The sequence below is a fragment of the Priestia sp. MDV22-iso46 genome (assembly GCF_058629175.1).
In genome coordinates this window covers 184,762-206,149 of sequence record NZ_JBZVWT010000001.1, presented here as the reverse complement: position 1 = coordinate 206,149, position 21,388 = coordinate 184,762, and the positions used below count along the sequence as shown (strand labels likewise).

Below are 21,388 nucleotides of genomic sequence, written 5' to 3'. Positions count from 1 at the left end.
CCATTACTTATTAATTTGGTTTTAGTCTTGCTCCGTTATTATGTATTACCTCTAATTCAATGTTTTCATATTTTTTTGCAAACTCTGCTATTACTTGGCTACAACTATCACACGTATCTAATTCTGTAAATAACTTAATTCTTCCTTTCGCATCAATATTATTTCCAAGCTGAGAAGCAATATCATTTAATATTTTATACTCTGTATCCGAATCCCTTAAATACATACTTCCTTTTTTGTCTGGTGCTTCTGTTGCTTTAAACGTAGGATTTTGGGGTTGTAAAGAAATATTAGGAACTCTTTCCTTTATACTATCTGTAAACTCATCTATGCTACTTTGGGCAAAAAACTCTGATTTATCAATACCATTGACATCCACTTCTGCTAGAGCAAAGTTCCCAGACTTTTTATACCCACTAGTCAAACTCCCTCTTAGCTCTTTCACTCTATCAATTATATGTGCTTCCGCAACTGAATCTATTTGTCTCGTTGGATACACTTTTCCCGTACCCTTAGAAACAGCATCCTGATCATAAACCCCTTCAACATTCGCTTTACTATCAGGCTTTTCCACTTTCTCCAACGCTTTGGACTGACCTTTCGAAACATTCCCCATCTTATACGTCGTTAACCCATGTAACGCTTCACCAAAGGTCTTTCCAGGTAAAGCCTCTCCTATCCCTGACAGTTGAGGTTGAGGGCGTAAAGTCGGTATCTCAGCATCTAGTAAAGGTTGAAGCTGCTTCTGAACAGGTTTATACACCTTCTTCGACCAATTGCTCGCTGCTTTTGGGCTGACGACATTTCGCATATCGCTTAATGTTTTGGTTGCTTTATGTGCAGGTACACGCGGAACATTTGTTACTTTTGGAACGGATTTTACGGCTCCTGCGGGTTTCGCTCCTCCAATTACGCTCGCAAACAGAAACATGCTGTTTTCCCAGTGCTCTTTTGAAAGAGGTTTGTCCGGATTAAGTGCCTGCTGCCCTACATCTAAGAGTCCCATCGTTGCGTGATTGACAAAGTCATACGGTGAATCCAACGATTTTTCTCCTCGCTCAATTAAGCCTTCTTTGAAGGCAACAGCGCCATCAAATCCACCCATCGTTACAAAGTTTCCAAAATCATATAAGGAGTTGAACTGTTTACCTCCTCTCTCCCCCATACCGGCCCAAACGTCTTGTGCTACTCCTTTAGTACCCGTAACTGTGCCTTTTGCTAAAGTTATAGCACCTTCTCCTACGTCCTTGACTACAGCTTTTATACCGATTTCTTCTTTTTTAGCCGCAGGGTTCTCGCAGATTTCTGTAAAGTCAAAGGATTCAGCAGTTTTTTCAGGTGCTACGTCCCTAACCCGCCCCTGGCTCATCACCGACTGCATAAGCATTCCCTCAACGCCCTTAGCGTTTTGAAGAATCTGTTGAGACGTTAGCATGCCTACAGTTGAAGAATCGTTGAGCGCCTGCAGGTATGGGCTTTTTTCTAGTTCGATCGCTTGCTCTGCAGGTGACAGTTCCGCTAGTTTTTTCATGTTAGCAGGTGCTGTATCCTGCTGGATTTGCGTTAGCACTTCTCTTATGTAAGAAAACTATCTTACCATTGACAATTTATCAAGATTTTTGGACTACTTCATTTGTTATTTCCACGCCACTAAAAGGCCTTTTTACACAATTTTTTTGTTAAAACGCATTCATTCTTTCTATTTCCAAATATTTAAACATGCGCTAGTATATACATAATATAAAGAGGAGGTTGAGTATGAGAGAAAAGCTCGTAAGACTCGGTTATTTACTGGGGTTGGCTCTTGTTTTGTCCGGCATTTTATATTTCTTTGCATCGAACTGGCAAGGCTTTGACCGCTATACTAAAATTGCGCTGAGCGTGGGGCTGATGCTGCTGTTTTACGGAAGTGCATTTGCGGTGCGAAAGCTGCTTCCTCAGCAGGCGTTTTTAAGTCACTGGACGCTTTTGGCCGGCGCTCTTTCATTTGGATTAAGCATCGCGCTTCTTTCTCAAATTTACAACACGCACGCTGAATCGTACTGGCTATTTTTAATTTGGCTTGTGCCCGTTATTTTGTTTAGCCTTTTTACAAAGTATCAGCCGTTTTATGTGTTATCGTTTGTTTTATTTCAATTCACCATGGCTTTTTTTATTTCACCAACAGGCGCAGTTTCACAGCGAGGTGAACACGAGACGCTTTTACTTTACGCAGGAATGGCGTTTGTGAACTTACTCATCTTTTGGATTATAAAAAAGAAACAGCTCTCGTCTCCTGTGGTCATGTATGCGGCGTTTTGTTTGTTTCACTACATTTTTTTAACTGTTTCCCTGCCGGATTTCACAGGGAGCTCTAGCTTACGAATTGGTCTTATTATTTTTTATTTGCTGTTTTTACTAAGCTCCTTTTTTTATTTTTCAAAAGTGGAGCCGCAAAGGTCATTTTTAGGGATTTCCATCGTGGCATTTGCTTTATTTGTCATTGAACAGTTTTTCTCTTTTATTTTTAAACACTACGCTGAATGGTCGCTGTTTTTAGCGTTAGGATTCGTGATTTTATTTATTGGTGCAAGCGTGTGGTTTGTCAAATGGCTCACTGCCAACACGTCAGCACAAAAAACTTCGCTGCGCGTGATTAAACGTATAGCGGTAATTGGGATTACGGCTATTGCATCGGTGATCGGCAGCAGCTCTTTAGGAGGACTCATCACACTTATTACAGGAACATACCCAACGAACGGAATGCTTGTGATCGGCGTTTTGTTGATTGTGGCATGTTATTTGATTAAAGCAGATATTCCAACGGTAAAATATACGCTTTTAATGATGGGCGTATTAATTAGCGGCGGCGCTTCTTTTTTTGTGAACGACATTCTGTTTTTTATCTACGTCATCGCACTTGTAGCGCTTTTAGTATTCACTAAACATACGCCCGTTCGCCTGTTGCTTTTTGTGCTAGTGCAAGGGCTTCTGTTAATAAAGGTTCCGACTACTTACTATGACACTATCAAAATAGATTATGTGCTGCTCGCTTTGTTTCTATTAAATGCCGCTGTATACGCGATAAACGTACACCACGCGTTTAAAAAAGCAGCGCTGCTTCTTGCTTTTATCTTTTTACTGTCGCTGACTGAATTAAGCGAACCTTCTTTTTTAAATATCATTTACTGCACGGTGTTTTTTGTGATTTCGACTGTCTTCTTATTTGTGACGGTACGAAAAGAGCCAAAATATGATTTTATTGTCGGCATGATTTTCTGGTTTGTTTTTTTAGCGATGAAATATTACGACTTTGTGTGGGATTTATTTAATAAATCACTTGTGCTTGTTATTTTAGGTCTTATCTTTCTTTTCCTAAGCAGGAAATGGGACCTGTCAACGCCTGATCAGCCGCAGCCTTCGTTTCTTGACCGCAGCCGAACCGCTGTATGGATCATCATTCTTGTTCAGCTCATTATTCTGGGCGGCATTTTTACCAAAAACGAAGTGCTTCTTCAAAACGGAAAAGAAATTAAGCTCGCTTTACAGCCGATCGATCCGCGCTCGCTGCTGCAAGGCGATTACGTTGAGCTGAATTACGACATTGCGCACGTTACATTACCTCATGTAAAAGACGGTGAAAAAGTGAAGCTCGTTCTTCGCCCTAACAAACAAGGCGTGTATGAATACGCAAAAATCTACCAAGCGGATGATGACTGGAATAAGCCGTATACTTCTAAAAAGAAAGACGTTGTCATTACGGGGACGTATCACGAATGGGGAATTCAGTACGGAATTGAGCATTACTTTATTCCAGAAGGAACCGGCAGCAAAGTGGAAAGCGAAGCTCGTTTTGCTACTGTACGAGTTGGAAAAAACGGAGATGCGATCGTTACAAAAGTAGGCAAATAAAAAACGGCCGCTTCAGTGTTGAAGCGGCTGTTTTTTATTTTAATTGATAAATACGCCGATGATCATCGTTAAAATAAGGATCACAAAGAAAATGATGATTCCATAGCCAATCCATTTTATTCTTTTGGGCGTTCCTTTTATATTCATATCCGTTATTTTTCCTTCAATACGCTTTTGATGTTCAGTAACATCATTGTATTCATTGTTAGGCGAAGTGATATTATCCTTCCTTTCTATTTAATCGTTTTCTTTCTTCTAACAGCTCTTCATATCTTTTTTCAAGCCGCTGCTTTTCTTTTCCTTCTGGCGTGATGGAAAGCTCGCTAATTACTTTTGTTAATTCTAGTTGAAGCGCAAGTTTCTCGGCTTCATTTTGCTGCTGTGACGCTTTTTTGCTTTTACCCGTATCTTCAATCGCCGCAAGCTCCGCTTTAGACTGTTTTAACGTCAAAACATGCGTCGCAAGCTTTTTAACAAAGTAGCGGTCATGCGTCACAAATAAAATCGTCCCCGGATAAGCTTTTAACACTTCTTGCAGCGCTTCTTTTGTATGAAGATCAAGGTAGTTGGTCGGTTCATCTAAAAGAAGAACGTTATAGTTTCCTAAAAAGACTTTTGCTAATGCCGTTTTTACTCGTTCTCCTCCGCTTAGCATCTCTCCTTTTTTATACACGTCTTCACGTTTAAAAAGTAAGCGCGATAGTACCGTACGAATAAACTGCTCGGTGTACGGACTGTCTTCTTTAATGTTTTCCAAAATACTTTTAGCGGGATCTAGATTTTCAAGGCGCTGATGGAAAAAGCCGAGTTTTACAGGCTTCGCAACCGTGAAGCCTTCTGCCTGCTTTATTTTGTACAAAAAGGGCAATCGCCCATTCCGTTTTTTAGTTTTGTACATATACTGAAAGTACCTATAGATATTCAACTTCGACACTCGGTCGCTTCTTCACAGGTCCTGGACCGCCTGTGAAATTGCGACCGAGTGTTTTTTTTGCGTTTTTTATGTTTAGATAGATAAATTCCACATTAAGATAAAGAAAACAAAAAAACGCCGTTTTTTCGATGTTTCGGTAGTGCATATGTAACGAAACGAAGTCCATCATCGCGACGGTCTTGTTTCTGAGGAATTTTAAAGCTTCTATAGTCTATGCGATTATTAGCGTAATCTGGTGATCACAAGATGTGCAGAAACAGGTCTTGTTCCACCTGCTAGAGGGGTTATGGTTAATGCTGTGGAATTTCCTGCGGGATTTCGTACAGTGAGGATTGAATTTACACTTGTCGTTTCTACAATTGCCATTTCTACGATCTGGGACGTACCCGTTGCACGACCAACTACTGTATAAGCGAGGTCAGCACCGTTAAGCGTTAAAATAAGTTGCCCTGCTTCAGTGACACTGACTTGAAACAAAACCTGGTAAAACCCAATATTAGTTAGATTGAATGAACTAGGACCTGTACGGAAAATCTGTGTCAAATCGCCATTGGGTCCATCTTGCGGAAACGAGACATCTGTACCTGGTGCAACGGTTGCTGCATTATCAGGTGGCATTAAAGCAAAGAAGTCTGCAAAGGCTAATACGCCGCCTGCTGGTCCCGCTGGACCTGCTGGTCCGGCTACGCCTTGCACGCCTTGTGGACCAGGTTCCCCTGCAGGACCTTGCGGACCCGCCGGTCCTGCCACTCCTTGAGCCCCTGCTGGACCTGCCGGTCCTTGTGGTCCTGGTGGTCCCGCTGGTCCAGGAGCACCGTCAGCTCCATCTGCACCTGCCGGTCCTGCTGGACCTGCTACTCCTTGCGGTCCTGCCGGACCTGGTTCCCCTGCAGGACCTTGCGGACCCGCCGGTCCTTGTGGTCCTATTGGACCCGCGACCCCCTGTGGACCCGCTGGTCCTGGTTCGCCTTGCGGACCTGCTGGTCCTGCTTCACCTGGTGCACCGTCAGCTCCAGCAGGTCCTGCTGGACCTTGAATTCCTTGAGCCCCTGCTGGACCCGCCGGTCCTTGCGGTCCTGCTGGACCTGGTGCTCCATCCTCACCGGGTGCACCTTGTGGTCCCGCCGGACCCTGTGGTCCGACTGCACCAGCTGGTCCTGGAGGTCCAGCTGGTCCGATTGGACCTTGTGGACCCGGAAAACCTATTCCTGGCGGTCCCGCTACACCCCTGGGTCCTTGCGGACCTTGGGCACCTTGTGGACCCCGCGGTCCTCTTGTATTACAACAACATGGGCATGAGCAACAATGAGGACAAAAATCTCTACTTTTTTTACTAATATTCCCCAAAAATATTCAACTCCTTTTTACATGGTTACTCTATAATACGAAAATGGACAAAAATGGCTTGTGCGTTTGTCCCATTAGGTTTTTTTCACCGTTAAAAAAATATATAAATTTAAAACGGACTCTTTGCCCGAACAATCGGAGAAGGATCTTCAGTTTTTGGAACTTCTTCAGATACAGAAGGATCAACCGAAGATTCCCATCCATTTTCATTAAATCGATAGATGGTACGCGTTGTTGTGTCAATAAACAAATTTCCGACTGGTTGAGAATCAGGGCGTTGAGCTAGCGTACCTGCTTGGATAGAAAGAACTCCTTCTGCATCTTCAACCAGTTTGATCAATACATCTAATAATTCATCGTTGATCATTAAAATTACCTCGCTTTTTTTAATAATAAATTAAGGATTGACTCCTACTGAAAACGGACGAGCTCCGACGGGAACGGTAGCAATCACAGTATTGGTTTCGCCGTCTATGACGGAAACGGTATTATCGTCTTGATTTGTTACATAAATACGATTGGTTAACGGATTCACGTCAACTCCATTTGGATTTGTACCAACCGGAATAGTAGCGATTACAGTGTTCGTTAATCCATCGATCACGAAAACATCATTCGTACCTCGATTTGGTACGTAAATAGCATTCGTGCTTGTATTCACTCCCACTTCACCTGGAGTAGTCCCCACTGGAATGTTAATAATCACAGTATTGGTTGCTCCATCAATCACAGAAACGGTATTACTGGTGAAATTTGATACATAAATACGATTCGTGTTTGGGTTAACTCCTACTCTGAATGGATTAACTTGAACGGGAATCGTAGCAACAATTGTATTGTTTACTCCTTCTATTACAGAAACGGTATCAAAATTGAAGTTGGCTACATAAATAAGGTTGGTTGATGGATTAACATCTACACCAGTGGCTAAATTGAGACCTGGGATGAAAACAGTATCATACACCGTATTGGTCAACCCGCTAATCACAGTAACGTCTTCAGTTAAATCCGATGAATTAAAATTTGCTGTATAAATGGCATTGGTAGCTGTGTTAACGCCTGCGTCTCCTGGTTCATCTCCTACGGTAATGGAAGCAATCACCGTATTGGTCACTCCATCGATCACAGAAATTTGGTCATTGCCACGATTTGCTACATAAATTCGGTCGGTTAATGGATTGACATCCACTCCTGCTGGATTAACTTGAACGGGAATGGTCGCAATGACTGCATTCGTTTCACCATTAATCACAGAAACCGTATTATCATTAAAATTTGCTACATAAATAAGATTGACCGATGTAGACCCAGGTGGTCCCGGTTCCCCTTGTGGTCCTTGAGGACCGGTTGCCCCTACCGGACCAGCTGGTCCGGGAGCACCATCTACTCCATCTGCACCCGCTGGTCCTGCTGGTCCTGGTTCACCTTGTGCTCCTGCCGGACCCGGTTCGCCCTGAATACCTTGTGGTCCCGCTGGTCCTTGTGGACCTATCGGACCCACTGGACCTTGAACACCTGCTGGTCCCGGTTCACCTTGCGGTCCTGCCGGACCTGGTTCTCCTGGTACACCGTCAGCTCCAGCAGGTCCTACTGGGCCTTGAATTCCTTGTGGACCTTGTGGACCGGGTTCACCTTGGGTACCTGCCGGACCCGGCTCTCCTGGTGGTCCTGCAGCTCCTGGTACACCCTGTGGACCGATCGGTCCGGCAGGTCCTACTGCACCAGCCGGTCCTGGCGGTCCAATTGGTCCGGCAGGACCTTGCGGACCTGGAAAACCTACTCCTGGAAATCCTTGTGGACCCCTCGGTCCCGGAGGACCTTGCAGTCCTCTAGCAATACAACAACGCGAGCATGAACAATTTCTTCCGTTGTTACAACTTGCCATAAATATCCAACTCCTTTTTATATCGGTTATTACATGATATTTAAGACAGGGAATACCGCTTGTATGTTTGTCCTATATAGCTCATTCGATTCTTACAAAACGGGCAAAAATTTCGCCGTAGGCGTTTGGGTAAGGGTTTGGTCGTGGTAGAATGAATCAAAGTAAAATATGGCGTTCAGGAGGATCTAAGAATGGAATTGGAAGTGAAAAAAGTAGACCAAAAGACGAGGAGTGGAGTAAGTTGGAACAAATAAAAATAGACGAATTGAATATTGCCAACGTATCGCACTACAAAGCGGTCTATATTAATCCTGGAATTGCAATTGAGTTTTCAATTGATGGTTTTCGGTATAAGCTGTACACAAGTAAACAAGAAGACGGAGTGGTTACTCCACATCACTCATCTTGAAAAAAAATATTGATTGCAACTACTGTGAAAAGAATTCCGCTTTCTGTCTGAGTCTGATGGAACACTCACAGGAATTGTTTCACCAGTTGATCGAATTTCCAAGGGCTCGATTGGAATGGCTTTATTTAACCCATACTTGACAATAAAACAAACTAAAAGACCGGTAGTTAGAATACTTGGTCTTTTTTATTGTTGATATAACCAATACTCATCCCTCCCTCTAGTTTTTTTGGCTCAGTATACCTTTTCGAAAGGAATTGTTTCACCGGTTAATCGAATTTCCAAGCATCCGATTGGAATGGTTGTACATCAATCATGTGTGAACACTATAAACTATTTAAAAGCGACTGAATCGACTCAGCCGCTTTTTTTGTCATGCTGTTTCCAGGTCACCTTGCGGCATTGTCACGGGATTTAACTACGCGGCTCCAAGCGTATATCTACCTTTGTGAAAAGGTTTTTCGCATAATACATTCAACAAGTAAGGATAAAGGGAGGAATGTATATGTCACAAATATTCATCGAAAGTTTGGATATTAAGAATGTGTATCAAAGAGAAATGGATGAAGGAGAATATAATATTCATTTCACCATAAATGAATTGTCTTATTTTTTAAAAGTGCAAGAGCGTAGTCGTGATAATTTGGTCATTCCAATGTGGGTCTGTCATGAAGAAAGGGATTATTGTTCGCTTTGCGATAGGGAATTTAAGGTTACAGGCGAATGGTGCAAAAAATTCAATAAATATAGGGATGAAATTTTTCACCGGTTGATCGAATTTCCATCGATACGATTGGAGTGGCTATATATCCATCATGTATGAGTAAAAAAACTAGAAAAAGATCGATGTTACAACATCGATCTTTTTCGGTTGGTTCTGGGTCACCTTGTGGCGTCGTCGCAATGATTCGCCGTAGGCGGCACTTCACAGGGCGTTCCGCAAGGTTTTTTGCGGTTTCCCTGAAACGTAGTTTCAGGAGGGATTTGCTACCGATAGAATAAATCGAACGAAAAATAAGAAGTTTTTTTAAAAATAGATGCTGCTCAATCATATTCAGCAGTGTAGATTTTCCGGCGCCGTTTTGACCGACAATCGCTACTTTCGCACCTGGCTTTACACCGCCTTTTAGACTTTGAAACAAGATATGGTCGCCAGCTGATGCCGAGACTTTGTTAAAGCTTAGTACCTGCCTGCTGTGCACTTGATGAAACTGCGACAGGTCAAAATGAATCTCTTCCATTTCTTTTGGCTTTTCTTTTTTCTTCAGCTTTTCAATTCTTGTTTCGATGGCTTTTGCATTTCTATCTAGCTTGGCTTTTTGTTTCCCGACCGCTCGTTTATGAAGCCTCGCTTCAGAGTTCCCCATGCGGCTCGGCGCTTTTTTAAGCGACTTTGATTTTTGACTTTTTTCTTCAGACGCCAGTTCAAGCCGCTGCTTTTCTTTTACATACTGCTCATACTCAAACTGCTGTCTTTCTTTTTGCGTCACATACTCTTGGTAATTGCCTTCGTAGCAGTGAATTTTGCCGTCTTCTACTTCCCAAATGGACGTACAAAGGCGGTTTAATAATTCTCGGTCATGTGAAATCAGCAGCAAACTGCCTGTAAAAGATTTCATTTCTTCTTCAAATTTCTCTACGCCTTTTACATCTAAGTGGCTCGTTGGCTCATCGGCTGCAAGTAGTTCCGCGCCGGATGAAAGAGCAGCAGCAATTTTCTTTCTGGTTTCTTCTCCTCCGCTAAGAAAGTCGGCTTCATTTGGCAGGTTCCACTGACTTTTCATCTCGGGAGATACAGCTCCTGTAGGTTGAACATCAAGCTGCGGAATCAGTGAGGAACGGCCATATGTTTGCACAATTCCTTGATCCCGACTCATTTTTTTCATTAAAATATGAAGCAAAGTCGATTTGCCTTCTCCATTTTTTCCAACAATTCCAATTCGCTCTCCGCGATGTACTTGAAGCTTCTCTGCTTGAAACAGCAGGCGATCTCCATAGCTTTTTTCAATATTTATAGCTTCTAACAATAACACAAAAAAACCTCCCTAGGATTTCTAGAGAGGATTAGAGGTCATAATTAGGCATACGCAAATATGCACCCTTTTATAGAGTAAAAAAAGGGAGAAATCAATTCATATAAGACATATAGAAATGGCACCTAAAAATGTACAGACTAATCCTATCTAGACAAATGTTCATTTAAAATAAAGTTTTAAAAGAATGTCTAAAAAAATAGGATTACTTATCCGTTGTCTACGGTACCTTTCCTTTCTTAGTATGAAATGACTTGCTTTTTACAGTGTATGATGAAGTTTTTTAAATGTCAATATCCATTTGGATGATATTCCCTTCTTTTCCTAAGCACAAAAGAATCCTCAGCTGATTTCAGCCGAGGATTCTTTTATTACACGTATTGATTCACTTTACCTGTAAAATCAGGCAGCCACTCACCGTGAGCTTCAATTAAATCATCGCACATACGAATGATGTCATCCATGGATAATTCTGCATTTGTATGAGGATCTAGCATTGCAGCTTGATAGATATGCTCTCTTTTTCTAGTGACCGCTGCTTCAATTGTTAGCAATTGAGTATTAATATTCGTGCGATTTAACGCCGCAAGCTGCTCAGGTAAGTCTCCTACATAAGTCGGCATAATGCCGCTTCGGTCTACAACACATGGAACTTCTACGCACGCTTTTGTCGGCAGGTTACTAATTAAGCCTCCGGTATTTAATACGTTACCCGCAAATTTAAACGGCACGTTTATCTCCATTGCTTCAATGATTCTAGAGCCGTACTCATGTGAACGCGTATGAGTTAGCTGACTGTTGTTAACCATTTCTTCTCTCATTGATTCCCAATTGCTAATTTGCTCTTCGCATCGACGCGGATATTCATCAAGAGGAATGTTAAACTGATCAACAAGATTTGGATATTTATGTTTAATAAAGTATGGATGATACTCTGCATTATGCTCAGACGATTCGGTAATATAGTAGCCGAACTTATCCATTAGCTCAAAACGCACCATATCGTGATGCTTTGTCTTTTGCTTTTCTTTTGCTAGACGCTTGATTTCTGGGTATAAGTCTTGTCCATCTCTTTTTACTTCTAGCAGCCATGCCATATGGTTAATGCCTGCGATTTTCTCTTGTATTCCTTCATGATCCATTCCGAGAGAATCAAATAAATCTTTTGTACATACTTGAACACTGTGACAAAGGCCTACCGTCTTTACATTGGTATAGCGCAGCATTGCACCCGTTAGTGTTGCCATTGGATTGGTGTAATTTAAAAACAGCGCATCCGGACATACTTCTTCAATGTCTTTTGCAAAATCAAACAGCACCGGAATCGTGCGCAGTGATCTGAAGATCCCTCCAATTCCTACTGTATCTCCAATCGTCTGACGCAAGCCGTATTTTTTAGGAATTTCAAAGTCAATGACGGTGCTTGGCTTGTATCCGCCTACTTGAATCGCGTTAATCACATACTTTGCTCCTGTTAAAGCTTCTCTTCGATTTAAATAGGCTTTAACCGTAATATTCACTTTATAGTTTTCTTTTAAATTGTTTAGCATATTTTCCGAATCTCTTAAACGCTCGGCATCTATATCGTATAGCGCAAATTCAAAGCCAGCTAAAGCAGGCACAAACATGCAGTCTCCTAAAATATTTTTTGCAAAAACTGTACTTCCCGCTCCGATAAATGTGATTTTAGACATCGTCATCTTCCTTCCTCGTATTGGTTTTATCCTTTCACAGATCCTGATGAAAGCCCTGCAATAAAGTATTTTTGTAGCACTAAAAATAAAATGGTCATTGGAAGCATCGCAATAATCGCAGCTGCTCCTACTAAGCTAAGATTATTTTGATTTTCGGCAAAAAAGCTTGCTAACGTAACGGTCAATGTATGCATTTCCTTATCTTGAAGGAAGAAGATTGCAAACTGATAGTCGTTCCAAATATAGACGCTGGCAATAATTAGAATGGATGCAGTAACAGGCTTTAGCAGTGGAAATACGATTTTAAAGAAAATCGTTAACGTACCGGCACCGTCAATTCTTGCTGCTTCCTCGAGCTCTTTAGAAATAGTGGAGCGAATGAAGCCCGCATACAAAAAGATCGTTAGCGGCAAAAATGCTGCGACATTATTTAAAATGGCAATTTGGTACGTGTTCATCATTCCCATATTCACAACCATTTTGTACAGCGGAACTAGCGCTGTTAAAGGCGGTATTACCATCACGGCAATAAAGATAAAATAGACGTACTTATTTAATTTCGTTTGTCGGCGCGCTAAAGGATACGCAGCCATTGATCCTAAAAAAATAAGCAGAATCGCCGAAACGAATGTAATGATAAATGTATTAACAAAAGAGTTTCCTAAGTTCGCTTGCTCCCAAGCCGCTGTGAAATTTTCAAGGTGTATGCTTTTTGGAAATACCCATTTGGAACTAAAATCCCCGGTTACTTTTAAAGAAGTCGTAACAAGAATATAAAAAGGGACAATATGAACGAGCGTTATACAAAGAGCTAGAAAGGTAAAAAGTCGTTTTTTCCGTTTATTTGTATAGTCCATCACGCTTCTGTCTCCTTTCGTTTAAAGTACACAAGTGCTGATAAGCTAATGACTAAAATAATGAGCGCCATGCACACACCTTGAGTTGCTGCATAGCCGGCGTCTTGTCTTCTAAAATATAAGTCATACATAAAAGTAGACATCGACTGTGATGCATCTCCAGGTCCTCCTCCTGTCAGCGCAACAATTACGTCAAACAGTTTTAACCCCCCGATAATATTTAACACGACGTTAATTGTAATAGAAGGCATAAGCAATGGAAGGGTGATATTTTTAAACTGCTGAAGAGCAGATGCTCCGTCAAGCTGTGCTGCCTCGTAGTAATCTTTTGAAATACTTTGCAGCCCCGCTAAATAAATAATCATCGCAATTCCAACGAATTGATACGTATTGACAAACACGATAATCCAAGAGTTAAGCTCCGGAGTTCCCAAAGCATTAATCTTCTCAAAGCCTAAAAATACAAGAAGGTCATTTAAAGCGCCTCCTTGGTAGGCAAAAAAGAAGTACCAGATATATCCCATAATAATTGGGCTGATAATAACCGGAAGATAGACAATTGTTCTTGTTACAGCTTTCATTTTAATGCTTTGATTCAGAAGCAAAGCATATAACAAGCCAATAATATTTTGAAAAATAGTACTGCCTATTCCGTAGAGCAACGTGTTTTTTATCACAAGCCAAGTCGTTGGATCTGCAAGCAAACGTTTATACTGCTGAAGTCCAATCCAATCGTACGTTTGTGAAAATCCATTCCAATTAGTAAAGGAAAGTCTAATTCCGTTAATAAAAGGATAGATAATAAAAACGGTGATAATTACTAAGCCGGGAAGGTACATCCACCATAAAGAGGATTCTGTTTTTAATTTTTCCTTTCGTTTTTCCGTATCTCTTACTACGGAAACCGGCTCTTTCCTGACTAATTCATTCATCGTGTTCACTCCTATTTCAGCTTGTGTTGAAAAGAAGCAGAAGCCTATCTCCCTGCTTCTCGGCGAACAAGGAAATTTTGCACACTATTTTATTGTTTACTCAGACGCTTGTACTCTTTTTCCATCTCTTTTGATAATTGCTTTGGCGTTAAACTTCCGGCTAGCAATTCTTGACCTGTAGAAGACATCACTGCCCACATGCCGCTCGGTAGATACTTTCGGTCGAAGTATGGCTCAACTTTGATATCGCTATACTTATCGTAGTATGCAGAGTAGTAGTTTTGTGTTTTATTGTTTGTCAGAGCCGATGCTGAAGACGTTCCTTCGGCAATCTTTTTAGCAACTTCCGGCTGTGACACAAATTCAATAAATTTCTTCGCTTCTTTAAGGTGCTTAGAATCTTTCCAAGCAGCAAGGGTAAAGCGCTCTCCGCCAATCCAGCTTTGCGTACCACCTTTATGAATAGCAGGCACCGGTACCGTTCCTACTTTTACTTCAGGATTTAATTCTGTTGCATCAGGTCCAAGAGATCCTCCAACAAATGTAAAAGCAATTTTATTTTGAGCCATTAATTCCGTTGCTTGAGATACTTTTGCGGTTAATACATCTTCATTCAATAACCCTTTTTTCTTCATTTCTGCCATTGTTTCCGCTAGCGGCGTGTAGTTTGACCAATTAAATGTTCCTTTTTCTAACTGCTTAGCATAGTTCTTATTTTTTGCTGTAATAAGCTGAGGTGTAGCCAGCTGATCAAACACTTGAGCAATATTGCCGTTTTCTCCTCCTGGAATCCATAAAGGCGCTACTTCTCCTTTACTTTTCTTCTTTACTGTTTCTAACGCTGTTATAAATTCATCCATTGTGTTAGGAGGCCTTATTCCGTACTTTTCTAATAACGTCGCATTATAGCTAATTCCGTCTTTTGCTTGATTTAAAGGATACGCATACACTTTGCCGCTTTTATCTTTTAAAATTTGATTCAGCGCCGGATCTAAATGCTGAACCCAATCCATATCTTTTAAATCTGCTACATACTCCCCGTAGCGAAGCTGAGACCAGCCGTGCGTATCAAATAAATCGGGCATATCATTTGCACCCATTTTCACACGAAGCATATCTTCATAGCCGTTACCAGGAAAATTCGCATCAATTTTAATATCTGGATTTTGTTTTTCAAATTCTGCAATCGCGTTTTGAAGCGCTTTTCTCTCGCCTTTATTACTCATCGTAGAAAAAAGCGTTAACGTTGTTTTCCCATTTCCGCCTGTTGCCGCTTCTTTATTTCCGCAGCCTGCTGCCACAACAGAAAAGACTAGTAATAGAACGAAAAGATACGTAAGCTTTTTCATTTATCTTCTTTCCTCCTTATACTCTATCAAGACAAAAATAACTGAATATTCAGTTATTTGTGCGTAGACAAATTCATTGCACAACGAAATAAAGTCACTTATAATTTAATCCTATACTTTTACAAAGGTTCAAAGAGTCCTAGAGATGAAAAAGCTTTTTCATTTACATACTTATCTGCCAATAAGTATGTAGTTTCTAGGGCTTTTTAACCTGCTTTTTCTATGTTTTTTTCTATTTTTCTTCCCCCTTATCACTCTTTATGTATGAATTCTTCTTTTCTATCACCCCCTTTCAAGTTATAACTTTTAGGCTACTGTTTTTTGAGTAAGGCTCCGCAGCTTTCACGATAAATTAATTTAGTCGGCACCATGACTTTTAAAGGAACGGATCTGCCGCTTAACCGATCTACTAGCATTTTAACAGCCTGCCTTCCCATTTCTTCAGTATATACTTTAACCGTGGTGAGCGGCGTGCTCGCAAATGCTGCGATATCCACATCATCAAAGCTTACAATCGCTACGTCTTCAGGAACCTTTATATTTGATTGCTGTAGGGCACGCATTGCTCCTATCGCCATTGCATCACTTGCGATAAAAAATGCCTCAGGAAGATTTCCTTGCTTAATCGCTTGTCCCATTAGCTCATACCCTTCAGTCATTGAGTACTCTCCTATATAAACTTTCTCAGAATCGAGCAGGCCTTTTTCATGCATAACGCGTTCAAAAACCGTTTGACGCTGATCTTCAATAATAGAGCTTCCATTTATATAATGTTCTCTTTCTGTCCCTCCGATATAGCCAATTTTTTTATAACCGAGGCCAAATAAATGATTTAATGCGTGTTTAGTAGCTTTCTCAAAATCAATCATGACCGAATCGTACAAATCCTCATCCGCTTTGTGATTAATAAAAACAATAGTATCTAAATGATCGCTCACTTCTTGAACCGTTTCTGGACTAACTCTTCCCACTACAATCACTCCATCAAGATCCTGCAGCAGCTCTTCTTGCTTCATGCCTTTTAGCCTAAATGACTTTACTGTAAAAATTTCTTTTTCCGAGCATTCACTTTCTATTCCATGGCGAATAGAGGAGAAAAAAGGGTCTACTAGTTCTTCTTCAAGGGACTGAGCAAAAATAATACCTATTCTTGGAGCTTCGAGGTCTTTTCCGTTTGCCGTTCCTTTTCGTATCTTCACAGGCGTATATTGCAGCTCCTTGGCTGCATGCAGAATACGTTCACGGGTAACCTCAGATACAGAAAGCGTATGATCATTATTTAGTACTCTTGATACAGTTGAACTGGAAACATTAGCGTACGCCGCTATATCTTTTAAAGTTGCCATCTTTTTACCTCTCTATTATAATCTTCTATTTTTACTAAATATTTATCTCTTATATTGGAAGAATAGCACACTAATAAAACGCTTTCAATAAATTTTTTTAAAATTTCAGTAAATTTATCAAAAAAATTCTCCAAAATTCTCATTTATTTTGTTAGTTCCGCCTTTAAAATGACAAAATCACTGCTATTACTACTTTGTTTTTATCACACCGCACTAAAACTTAAGTAAACTTTTAGTAAATATTAAAAAACGGTTTGTTGGGGAAAATAAAAGAAGAAATACTGATAAGGAAAGAGAGAGCCTATGATTAGCCAACATTCTTATTTCCAACAATGTCTGCCTGCCATTCAACAATTGCATAACATAAATTTTACGAAAGAACAGCTGTTGCAAAAAGACTTTTTAATCGGGCAAGAACATGAATTAAGCATGTACTACTCGCCTCATAACGACTACATAAATCCAGACGCTCATATTGTTATTGCAGGCATCACACCAGGGTGGTTTCAAATGAAAACAGCTTTTAAACAATGCATTTCCAGCCTGGCTCATCACCAGGTTGAACAAGTGCTGTACGAAACAAAAAAAACCGCTAGCTTTAGCGGGACGATGAGAGTCAATTTAATAGACATGTTAGATCAATGCGGAATTGCAAAAGCCATGGGTATTAACAGTGCCGCTGAGTTATTTGCTTCACAGCGAGATTTACTGCATACAACGTCTGTACTGAAATATCCCGTGTTTTATAAAGGAAAAAACTATACCGGACATCAGCCGCCAATTGAACGCTCAGCGCTTCTTTCTCGCTATGCTTTTGAAGTGTTTCCACAGGAATTGAACGAAATAAAGAATCCGTGCTTAATCGTTCCGTTAGGAAAAGCAGTTGAAAATGTTTTAAGAAAACTTTCAAGTGAATCTTCGTTTTCTCAGCATACGTATTTATTTGGCTTTCCACATCCATCCGGAGCAAACGGACATCGAAAACGGATATTTGAAGAACACCTAGGTGAATTTACGGAAATTGTGGAGGATTGGGCTGCAAAAAGAAAGAGCTGAAAATAGTTTCAGCTCTTTTTTTGCTATAATTATGGAAAAATAAACCTACACGGAGGTCAGCTTTTATGCTAACAAATTTAGACGAATATAATGACCCTGTTTTATACGACGATGAAAATGAGCAGTATACAGAAGACGTTGCTTTTTTACTAATAGAAGCGGCTAACAAAAGCGGAATAATCCTTGACTTAGCTTGTGGCACAGGGCGTGCGACCATTCCACTAGCGGAGGCCGGACATTCCCTGATTGGAGTGGATATTCATTCACCTGTGCTGCAGGAAGCACAGAAAAAAGCAGAGGCTTTGAAGCTATCTGTTAAATGGGTAGAACAAGACTGTACCAAACTCGACTTAAAAGTAAAAAGCGACTTTATTTATATCGTAGGAAACTCGTTTCAACATTTTCTAACAAATGATGAGCAGCACTCCTTTTTACACTGCGTTTATACGCATTTGAACGACGATGGAACCTTTATTGTGGGAATACGTTTTCCTTCTATAGAAGAGCTAACGTCAACAGAAGCAGAAGAATATTGGAAAAGCTATCAAGATTCCGACACCGGATTTATGACAGACGTGTATATAGACAGCTACTATGATGCCATCAAGCAAATTCAGCATAACCTCACAACTAGAAAGATAAGAGATTACGATAAAACAATCATAAACGAAATAACAACGAAAATAGATTTACGCTACACGTTCCCTCAAGAAATGGAACATCTTTTAACACGTCGCGGATTTATGATTACGAACGTTTATGGAGATTGGAAAAAGAGCGCTTTGACCAACCAAAGCACTCAAATGATTTACGTTTGTAAAAAACAAAGAGTCCATCCTATCTCTTAACGGCGGCTGTAATCTTTTATTTCTAGTATCATAAAGAAGGATGCACACAGCACTTTAGCTTTTTCTTCTTTTGGCATCTCCTTCTCTTTCTTCTATTTCTCGTTCATTTTGTTCTTCATGAAACTCTTCTTCTGTTTGTGCAGCAAGATAGTCAAATGGCGTATAGTAATTACGAGGAAGCTTTCGGTGCCAAACTGTTTTAACAATAATAATCAGCAGCGGAATACTCACCGTTAAAATAGCAACTAAAACCAGTAGCCAAAAAATCATAGATTATTTCCTCCTGCTTTATGAACCGTTCCTCCTGAAACAACAAAACGGACACCCTACATTCATTCACTTATATTCAATCTACATTTAACGCCATCAGTATACGAGATTCATGAGTGAAAAAACCGTTCTTTTCAAAGAAACGTTCTGGTTTGCCTTGGCCTCTTTCAGTAGACACATAGACTTCTTTCACTTCTTTTTGTATAAGTAGCTCTTTAAGGAAAGATAAAAGACTCGTTCCTATGCCCGTTTGCTGAGTGTTGTTTAACACACAAATTTCATTTACATAAAACATCTTATAGTTCGCCCACTGTTCTTCATTTCCTACTATAAATCCTATGGGTTTATTGTTTTCACTATGAAAGTAACCTATACCTATGTAACCTGGAGTCTTACTGATATCGTATAAACGAGCATAAGCAGTGTTTATACTCCAAGGTTCATCCCAAGGCGGGGCGCTAAAAACGTTTGTATAGATGATTGCTGCTTCTTTAAGATCTTCATCAGTCAATAGACGAACTTTGGTTTTCATCGTGTTTCTCCTTTTCACATCAGTTCTCTTGAAACTCATTAATTACATTCAACAGCTCTTTTAAATCCTCTATTACATATGAATCTGTAAAATTTCTGTCAAAGAAAGCGTCTTTTTTCCATACAGCATGCATGCCCGCCCCTCTTGCACCAAGCACATCATTTTCTGGATGATCCCCGATGTATAAACTCTCTTCAGCCGACACATCAAGCGCTTTTAATGCTCGCAAAAAGATATCTTTATGCGGTTTTTTAATGCCTTCTTGTTCGGAAACAAGTATGGTATCAAAATAGTGATCAATTCCAAGCGCTTTAATATTCATCCACTGAAAGTCCGTAAAAACATTTGTGATCATGCCTAGTAACAACTCTTTTTTCTTTAGCTCTTTTAGTACATCCTCCATATGTAAAAACGGAACGCAGTGAGCTGGAAAATAGTGAAGGTAGTCGTCTAGCATCCCTTCCCACGTTAAACTTGAAATATCATATTCAGTCAAAAGCTGCTCATATACTTTATCTTTCCATACGTAGCCTTTTTGATCTAACTCAATAAATCTAGATGTGTACTCTTGCTCCGGTATGTGTGCTAGTTCTTTACTATATCGCTCGTATTGATCTTGAATAAAACATTTTAACGAACTGTCTCGATCTAATAATGTCCCATCTAAATCAAAAATAACGGCTTTAATCATGATTTGCCTCCTTTATCTGTAACTTGATTCAACGATTGGTTAATTATAACATTTTTAACTATAAAACTAATAAACTATATTGAATTCTTCCCTATACAAGAAAAAAAGGTCTCTTCTGATGAAAGAGACCTTTTACTATTTATTAAAAAGAGAACAATAAAAACTGTAACCCCTTTACTTTATGCCTAAACGTATAACTGACGCTACGTTTTTAGCCGTTCTTTCAATGTTTTCATCGGCTTTTTCCAGCGCTTCTGAGAGAGTCACTGCCCCCGGCACGACGCTAAATAAAGCCGAAATACCATGTTCATACACAGCTTCGCTTCCTACTCCAATGCTCCCTGCTATCGCTATCACGGAAACGCTATGCTTTTTTGCTGTTTTTGCTACGCCAATAGGTGTTTTTCCGTAAATGGTTTGACCATCAATTCTTCCTTCGCCCGTAATGACAAGATCAGCACCCTTAATATATCTTTCTAGCTGAGTTGCTTCAATGACAATGTCTACACCTGGCTTTAACTCCGCAGATAAAAATGCCAGCAAGCCGCCGCCAAGTCCTCCTGCCGCTCCGGCACCAGGGACGTTCTGAATATGAATATCCATTTCTTTTTCAATAACCGCTGCGTAATGAGCTAGATTACGGTCAAGCTGTCTAACCATATCAGGAGTTGCGCCTTTTTGAGGCCCAAATACGGCGGATGCTCCGGTTTCACCTGTTAACGGATTGTCTACGTCGCACGCCACTTCTACTTTGACTTCAGCAAGCCGAAAATCCAAGTTTGTCAGATCGATAGAGGCTAACTGATCTAAACTGCCTCCTCCTTCTTTGATTTCTGCTCCGTTAGCATCAAGAAGCTTTGCCCCTAAAGCTTTTGCCATACCGGCTCCTCCATCATTTGTAGCACTTCCTCCGATGCCAATGATGATATGCTTCACTTTATGATCTAACGCTTTAAGAATGAGCTCGCCGGTTCCTCGCGTTGTTGTGATAAGCGGATTGCGTTTATCCACGGGAACATGATGAAGACCTGAAGCGGCTGCCATTTCAATAACAGCCGTTTTGCCCCCGCCAAGAATTCCGTAAAAAGCTTCCACCGTTTTTCCTAACGGTCCGGTTACCTTTGTTTGTATAATCTCTCCACCCGTCGCGTCTACAAGCGACTGAACGGTTCCTTCTCCACCGTCTGCCATAGGTACTTTACTAATCTCCGCGTTAGGAAAATGAGCTTTTATTCCTTTTCCAACCGCTTCACAAACGTTAAGAGCCGTTAAGCTTTCTTTAAATGAATCAGGTGCAATCACAATTTTCATGTG

At 40.6% G+C, this 21,388-nt stretch carries 19 protein-coding genes; 4 read left to right on the top strand and 15 right to left on the bottom strand.

Going from position 1 to position 21,388, the window contains the following annotated elements; translation table 11 throughout:
- Positions 1 to 10: 10 nt before the first annotated feature.
- Positions 11 to 1,570 (bottom strand): deaminase domain-containing protein, encoded by a 1,560-nt coding sequence (locus AC4NPH_RS01080; protein WP_255286342.1) that lies wholly within the window; start codon positions 1,568 to 1,570, stop codon positions 11 to 13.
- A 188-nt stretch (positions 1,571 to 1,758) separates the two neighbouring features.
- Between AC4NPH_RS01080 and AC4NPH_RS01075 the strand changes: the two genes are divergently transcribed.
- Complete coding sequence (locus AC4NPH_RS01075) at positions 1,759 to 3,891, top strand: GDYXXLXY domain-containing protein (protein ID WP_098315010.1); 2,133 nt, start codon at positions 1,759 to 1,761, stop codon at positions 3,889 to 3,891.
- A 220-nt stretch (positions 3,892 to 4,111) separates the two neighbouring features.
- Here AC4NPH_RS01075 and AC4NPH_RS01070 read toward each other — a convergent pair whose 3' ends face one another.
- The 4 genes from AC4NPH_RS01070 to AC4NPH_RS01055 all read right to left on the bottom strand — a co-directional run bounded on the left by AC4NPH_RS01070 (position 4,112) and on the right by AC4NPH_RS01055 (position 8,057).
- Positions 4,112 to 4,789 (bottom strand): ATP-binding cassette domain-containing protein, encoded by a 678-nt coding sequence (locus AC4NPH_RS01070; protein WP_255286341.1) that lies wholly within the window; start codon positions 4,787 to 4,789, stop codon positions 4,112 to 4,114.
- Between the two features lie 258 nt (positions 4,790 to 5,047).
- On the bottom strand, positions 5,048 to 6,172 hold the full coding sequence (locus tag AC4NPH_RS01065) for a collagen-like protein (RefSeq protein WP_255286340.1): 1,125 nt from the start codon (positions 6,170 to 6,172) through the stop codon (positions 5,048 to 5,050).
- Positions 6,173 to 6,281: 109 nt separating this feature from the next.
- Positions 6,282 to 6,539, bottom strand: coding sequence for a hypothetical protein (locus tag AC4NPH_RS01060; RefSeq protein ID WP_098315012.1), 258 nt, complete (start codon positions 6,537 to 6,539; stop codon positions 6,282 to 6,284).
- 30 nt (positions 6,540 to 6,569) lie between these two features.
- Complete coding sequence (locus AC4NPH_RS01055; RefSeq protein WP_491938533.1) at positions 6,570 to 8,057, bottom strand: YncE family protein; 1,488 nt, start codon at positions 8,055 to 8,057, stop codon at positions 6,570 to 6,572.
- A gap of 151 nt (positions 8,058 to 8,208) precedes the next feature.
- Between AC4NPH_RS01055 and AC4NPH_RS01050 the strand changes: the two genes are divergently transcribed.
- Positions 8,209 to 8,466 carry a hypothetical protein gene (locus AC4NPH_RS01050; protein WP_142318991.1) on the top strand — a complete coding sequence of 86 codons (258 nt, stop codon included), beginning with the start codon at positions 8,209 to 8,211 and terminating at the stop codon, positions 8,464 to 8,466.
- A gap of 737 nt (positions 8,467 to 9,203) precedes the next feature.
- On the opposite strand, the gene AC4NPH_RS01045 is transcribed toward AC4NPH_RS01050, so the two are convergent.
- From AC4NPH_RS01045 to AC4NPH_RS01020, 6 genes are all read right to left on the bottom strand, one after another.
- Positions 9,204 to 10,499, bottom strand: coding sequence for an ATP-binding cassette domain-containing protein (locus AC4NPH_RS01045; protein WP_255286339.1), 1,296 nt, complete (start codon positions 10,497 to 10,499; stop codon positions 9,204 to 9,206).
- Between the two features lie 371 nt (positions 10,500 to 10,870).
- On the bottom strand, positions 10,871 to 12,193 hold the full coding sequence (locus AC4NPH_RS01040) for an alpha-glucosidase/alpha-galactosidase (RefSeq protein WP_098315014.1): 1,323 nt from the start codon (positions 12,191 to 12,193) through the stop codon (positions 10,871 to 10,873).
- 26 nt (positions 12,194 to 12,219) lie between these two features.
- Positions 12,220 to 13,050: a carbohydrate ABC transporter permease gene (locus tag AC4NPH_RS01035; RefSeq protein WP_013057451.1), complete on the bottom strand. Its 831-nt coding sequence runs from the start codon at positions 13,048 to 13,050 to the stop codon at positions 12,220 to 12,222.
- A complete protein-coding gene (locus AC4NPH_RS01030; RefSeq protein WP_013057452.1) occupies positions 13,050 to 13,982 on the bottom strand; it encodes a carbohydrate ABC transporter permease in 933 nt (310 codons plus the stop codon). The genes AC4NPH_RS01035 and AC4NPH_RS01030 overlap by 1 nt, the downstream gene beginning before the upstream one ends.
- An 89-nt stretch (positions 13,983 to 14,071) precedes the next feature.
- Entirely contained in the window at positions 14,072 to 15,331 is a 1,260-nt protein-coding gene (locus tag AC4NPH_RS01025; protein ID WP_098315015.1) for an ABC transporter substrate-binding protein, read from the bottom strand.
- A gap of 311 nt (positions 15,332 to 15,642) precedes the next feature.
- Complete coding sequence (locus AC4NPH_RS01020; RefSeq protein WP_013057454.1) at positions 15,643 to 16,677, bottom strand: LacI family DNA-binding transcriptional regulator; 1,035 nt, start codon at positions 16,675 to 16,677, stop codon at positions 15,643 to 15,645.
- Positions 16,678 to 16,980: 303 nt separating this feature from the next.
- Between AC4NPH_RS01020 and AC4NPH_RS01015 the strand changes: the two genes are divergently transcribed.
- Positions 16,981 to 17,733 (top strand): uracil-DNA glycosylase family protein, encoded by a 753-nt coding sequence (locus AC4NPH_RS01015; RefSeq protein ID WP_098315016.1) that lies wholly within the window; start codon positions 16,981 to 16,983, stop codon positions 17,731 to 17,733.
- Between the two features lie 65 nt (positions 17,734 to 17,798).
- Positions 17,799 to 18,581: a class I SAM-dependent methyltransferase gene (locus AC4NPH_RS01010; RefSeq protein WP_491938532.1), complete on the top strand. Its 783-nt coding sequence runs from the start codon at positions 17,799 to 17,801 to the stop codon at positions 18,579 to 18,581.
- 54 nt (positions 18,582 to 18,635) lie between these two features.
- Here AC4NPH_RS01010 and AC4NPH_RS01005 read toward each other — a convergent pair whose 3' ends face one another.
- The 4 genes from AC4NPH_RS01005 to AC4NPH_RS00990 form a co-directional block, all read right to left on the bottom strand.
- On the bottom strand, positions 18,636 to 18,851 hold the full coding sequence (locus AC4NPH_RS01005; RefSeq protein ID WP_098196619.1) for a DUF3951 domain-containing protein: 216 nt from the start codon (positions 18,849 to 18,851) through the stop codon (positions 18,636 to 18,638).
- Positions 18,852 to 18,927: 76 nt separating this feature from the next.
- Positions 18,928 to 19,383, bottom strand: coding sequence for a GNAT family N-acetyltransferase (locus AC4NPH_RS01000; RefSeq protein WP_098196620.1), 456 nt, complete (start codon positions 19,381 to 19,383; stop codon positions 18,928 to 18,930).
- A 19-nt stretch (positions 19,384 to 19,402) separates the two neighbouring features.
- On the bottom strand, positions 19,403 to 20,074 hold the full coding sequence (locus AC4NPH_RS00995; RefSeq protein ID WP_098315018.1) for an HAD family hydrolase: 672 nt from the start codon (positions 20,072 to 20,074) through the stop codon (positions 19,403 to 19,405).
- 174 nt (positions 20,075 to 20,248) lie between these two features.
- Positions 20,249 to 21,385, bottom strand: coding sequence for a glycerate kinase (locus AC4NPH_RS00990; RefSeq protein ID WP_098315019.1), 1,137 nt, complete (start codon positions 21,383 to 21,385; stop codon positions 20,249 to 20,251).
- Positions 21,386 to 21,388: the final 3 nt, after the last annotated feature.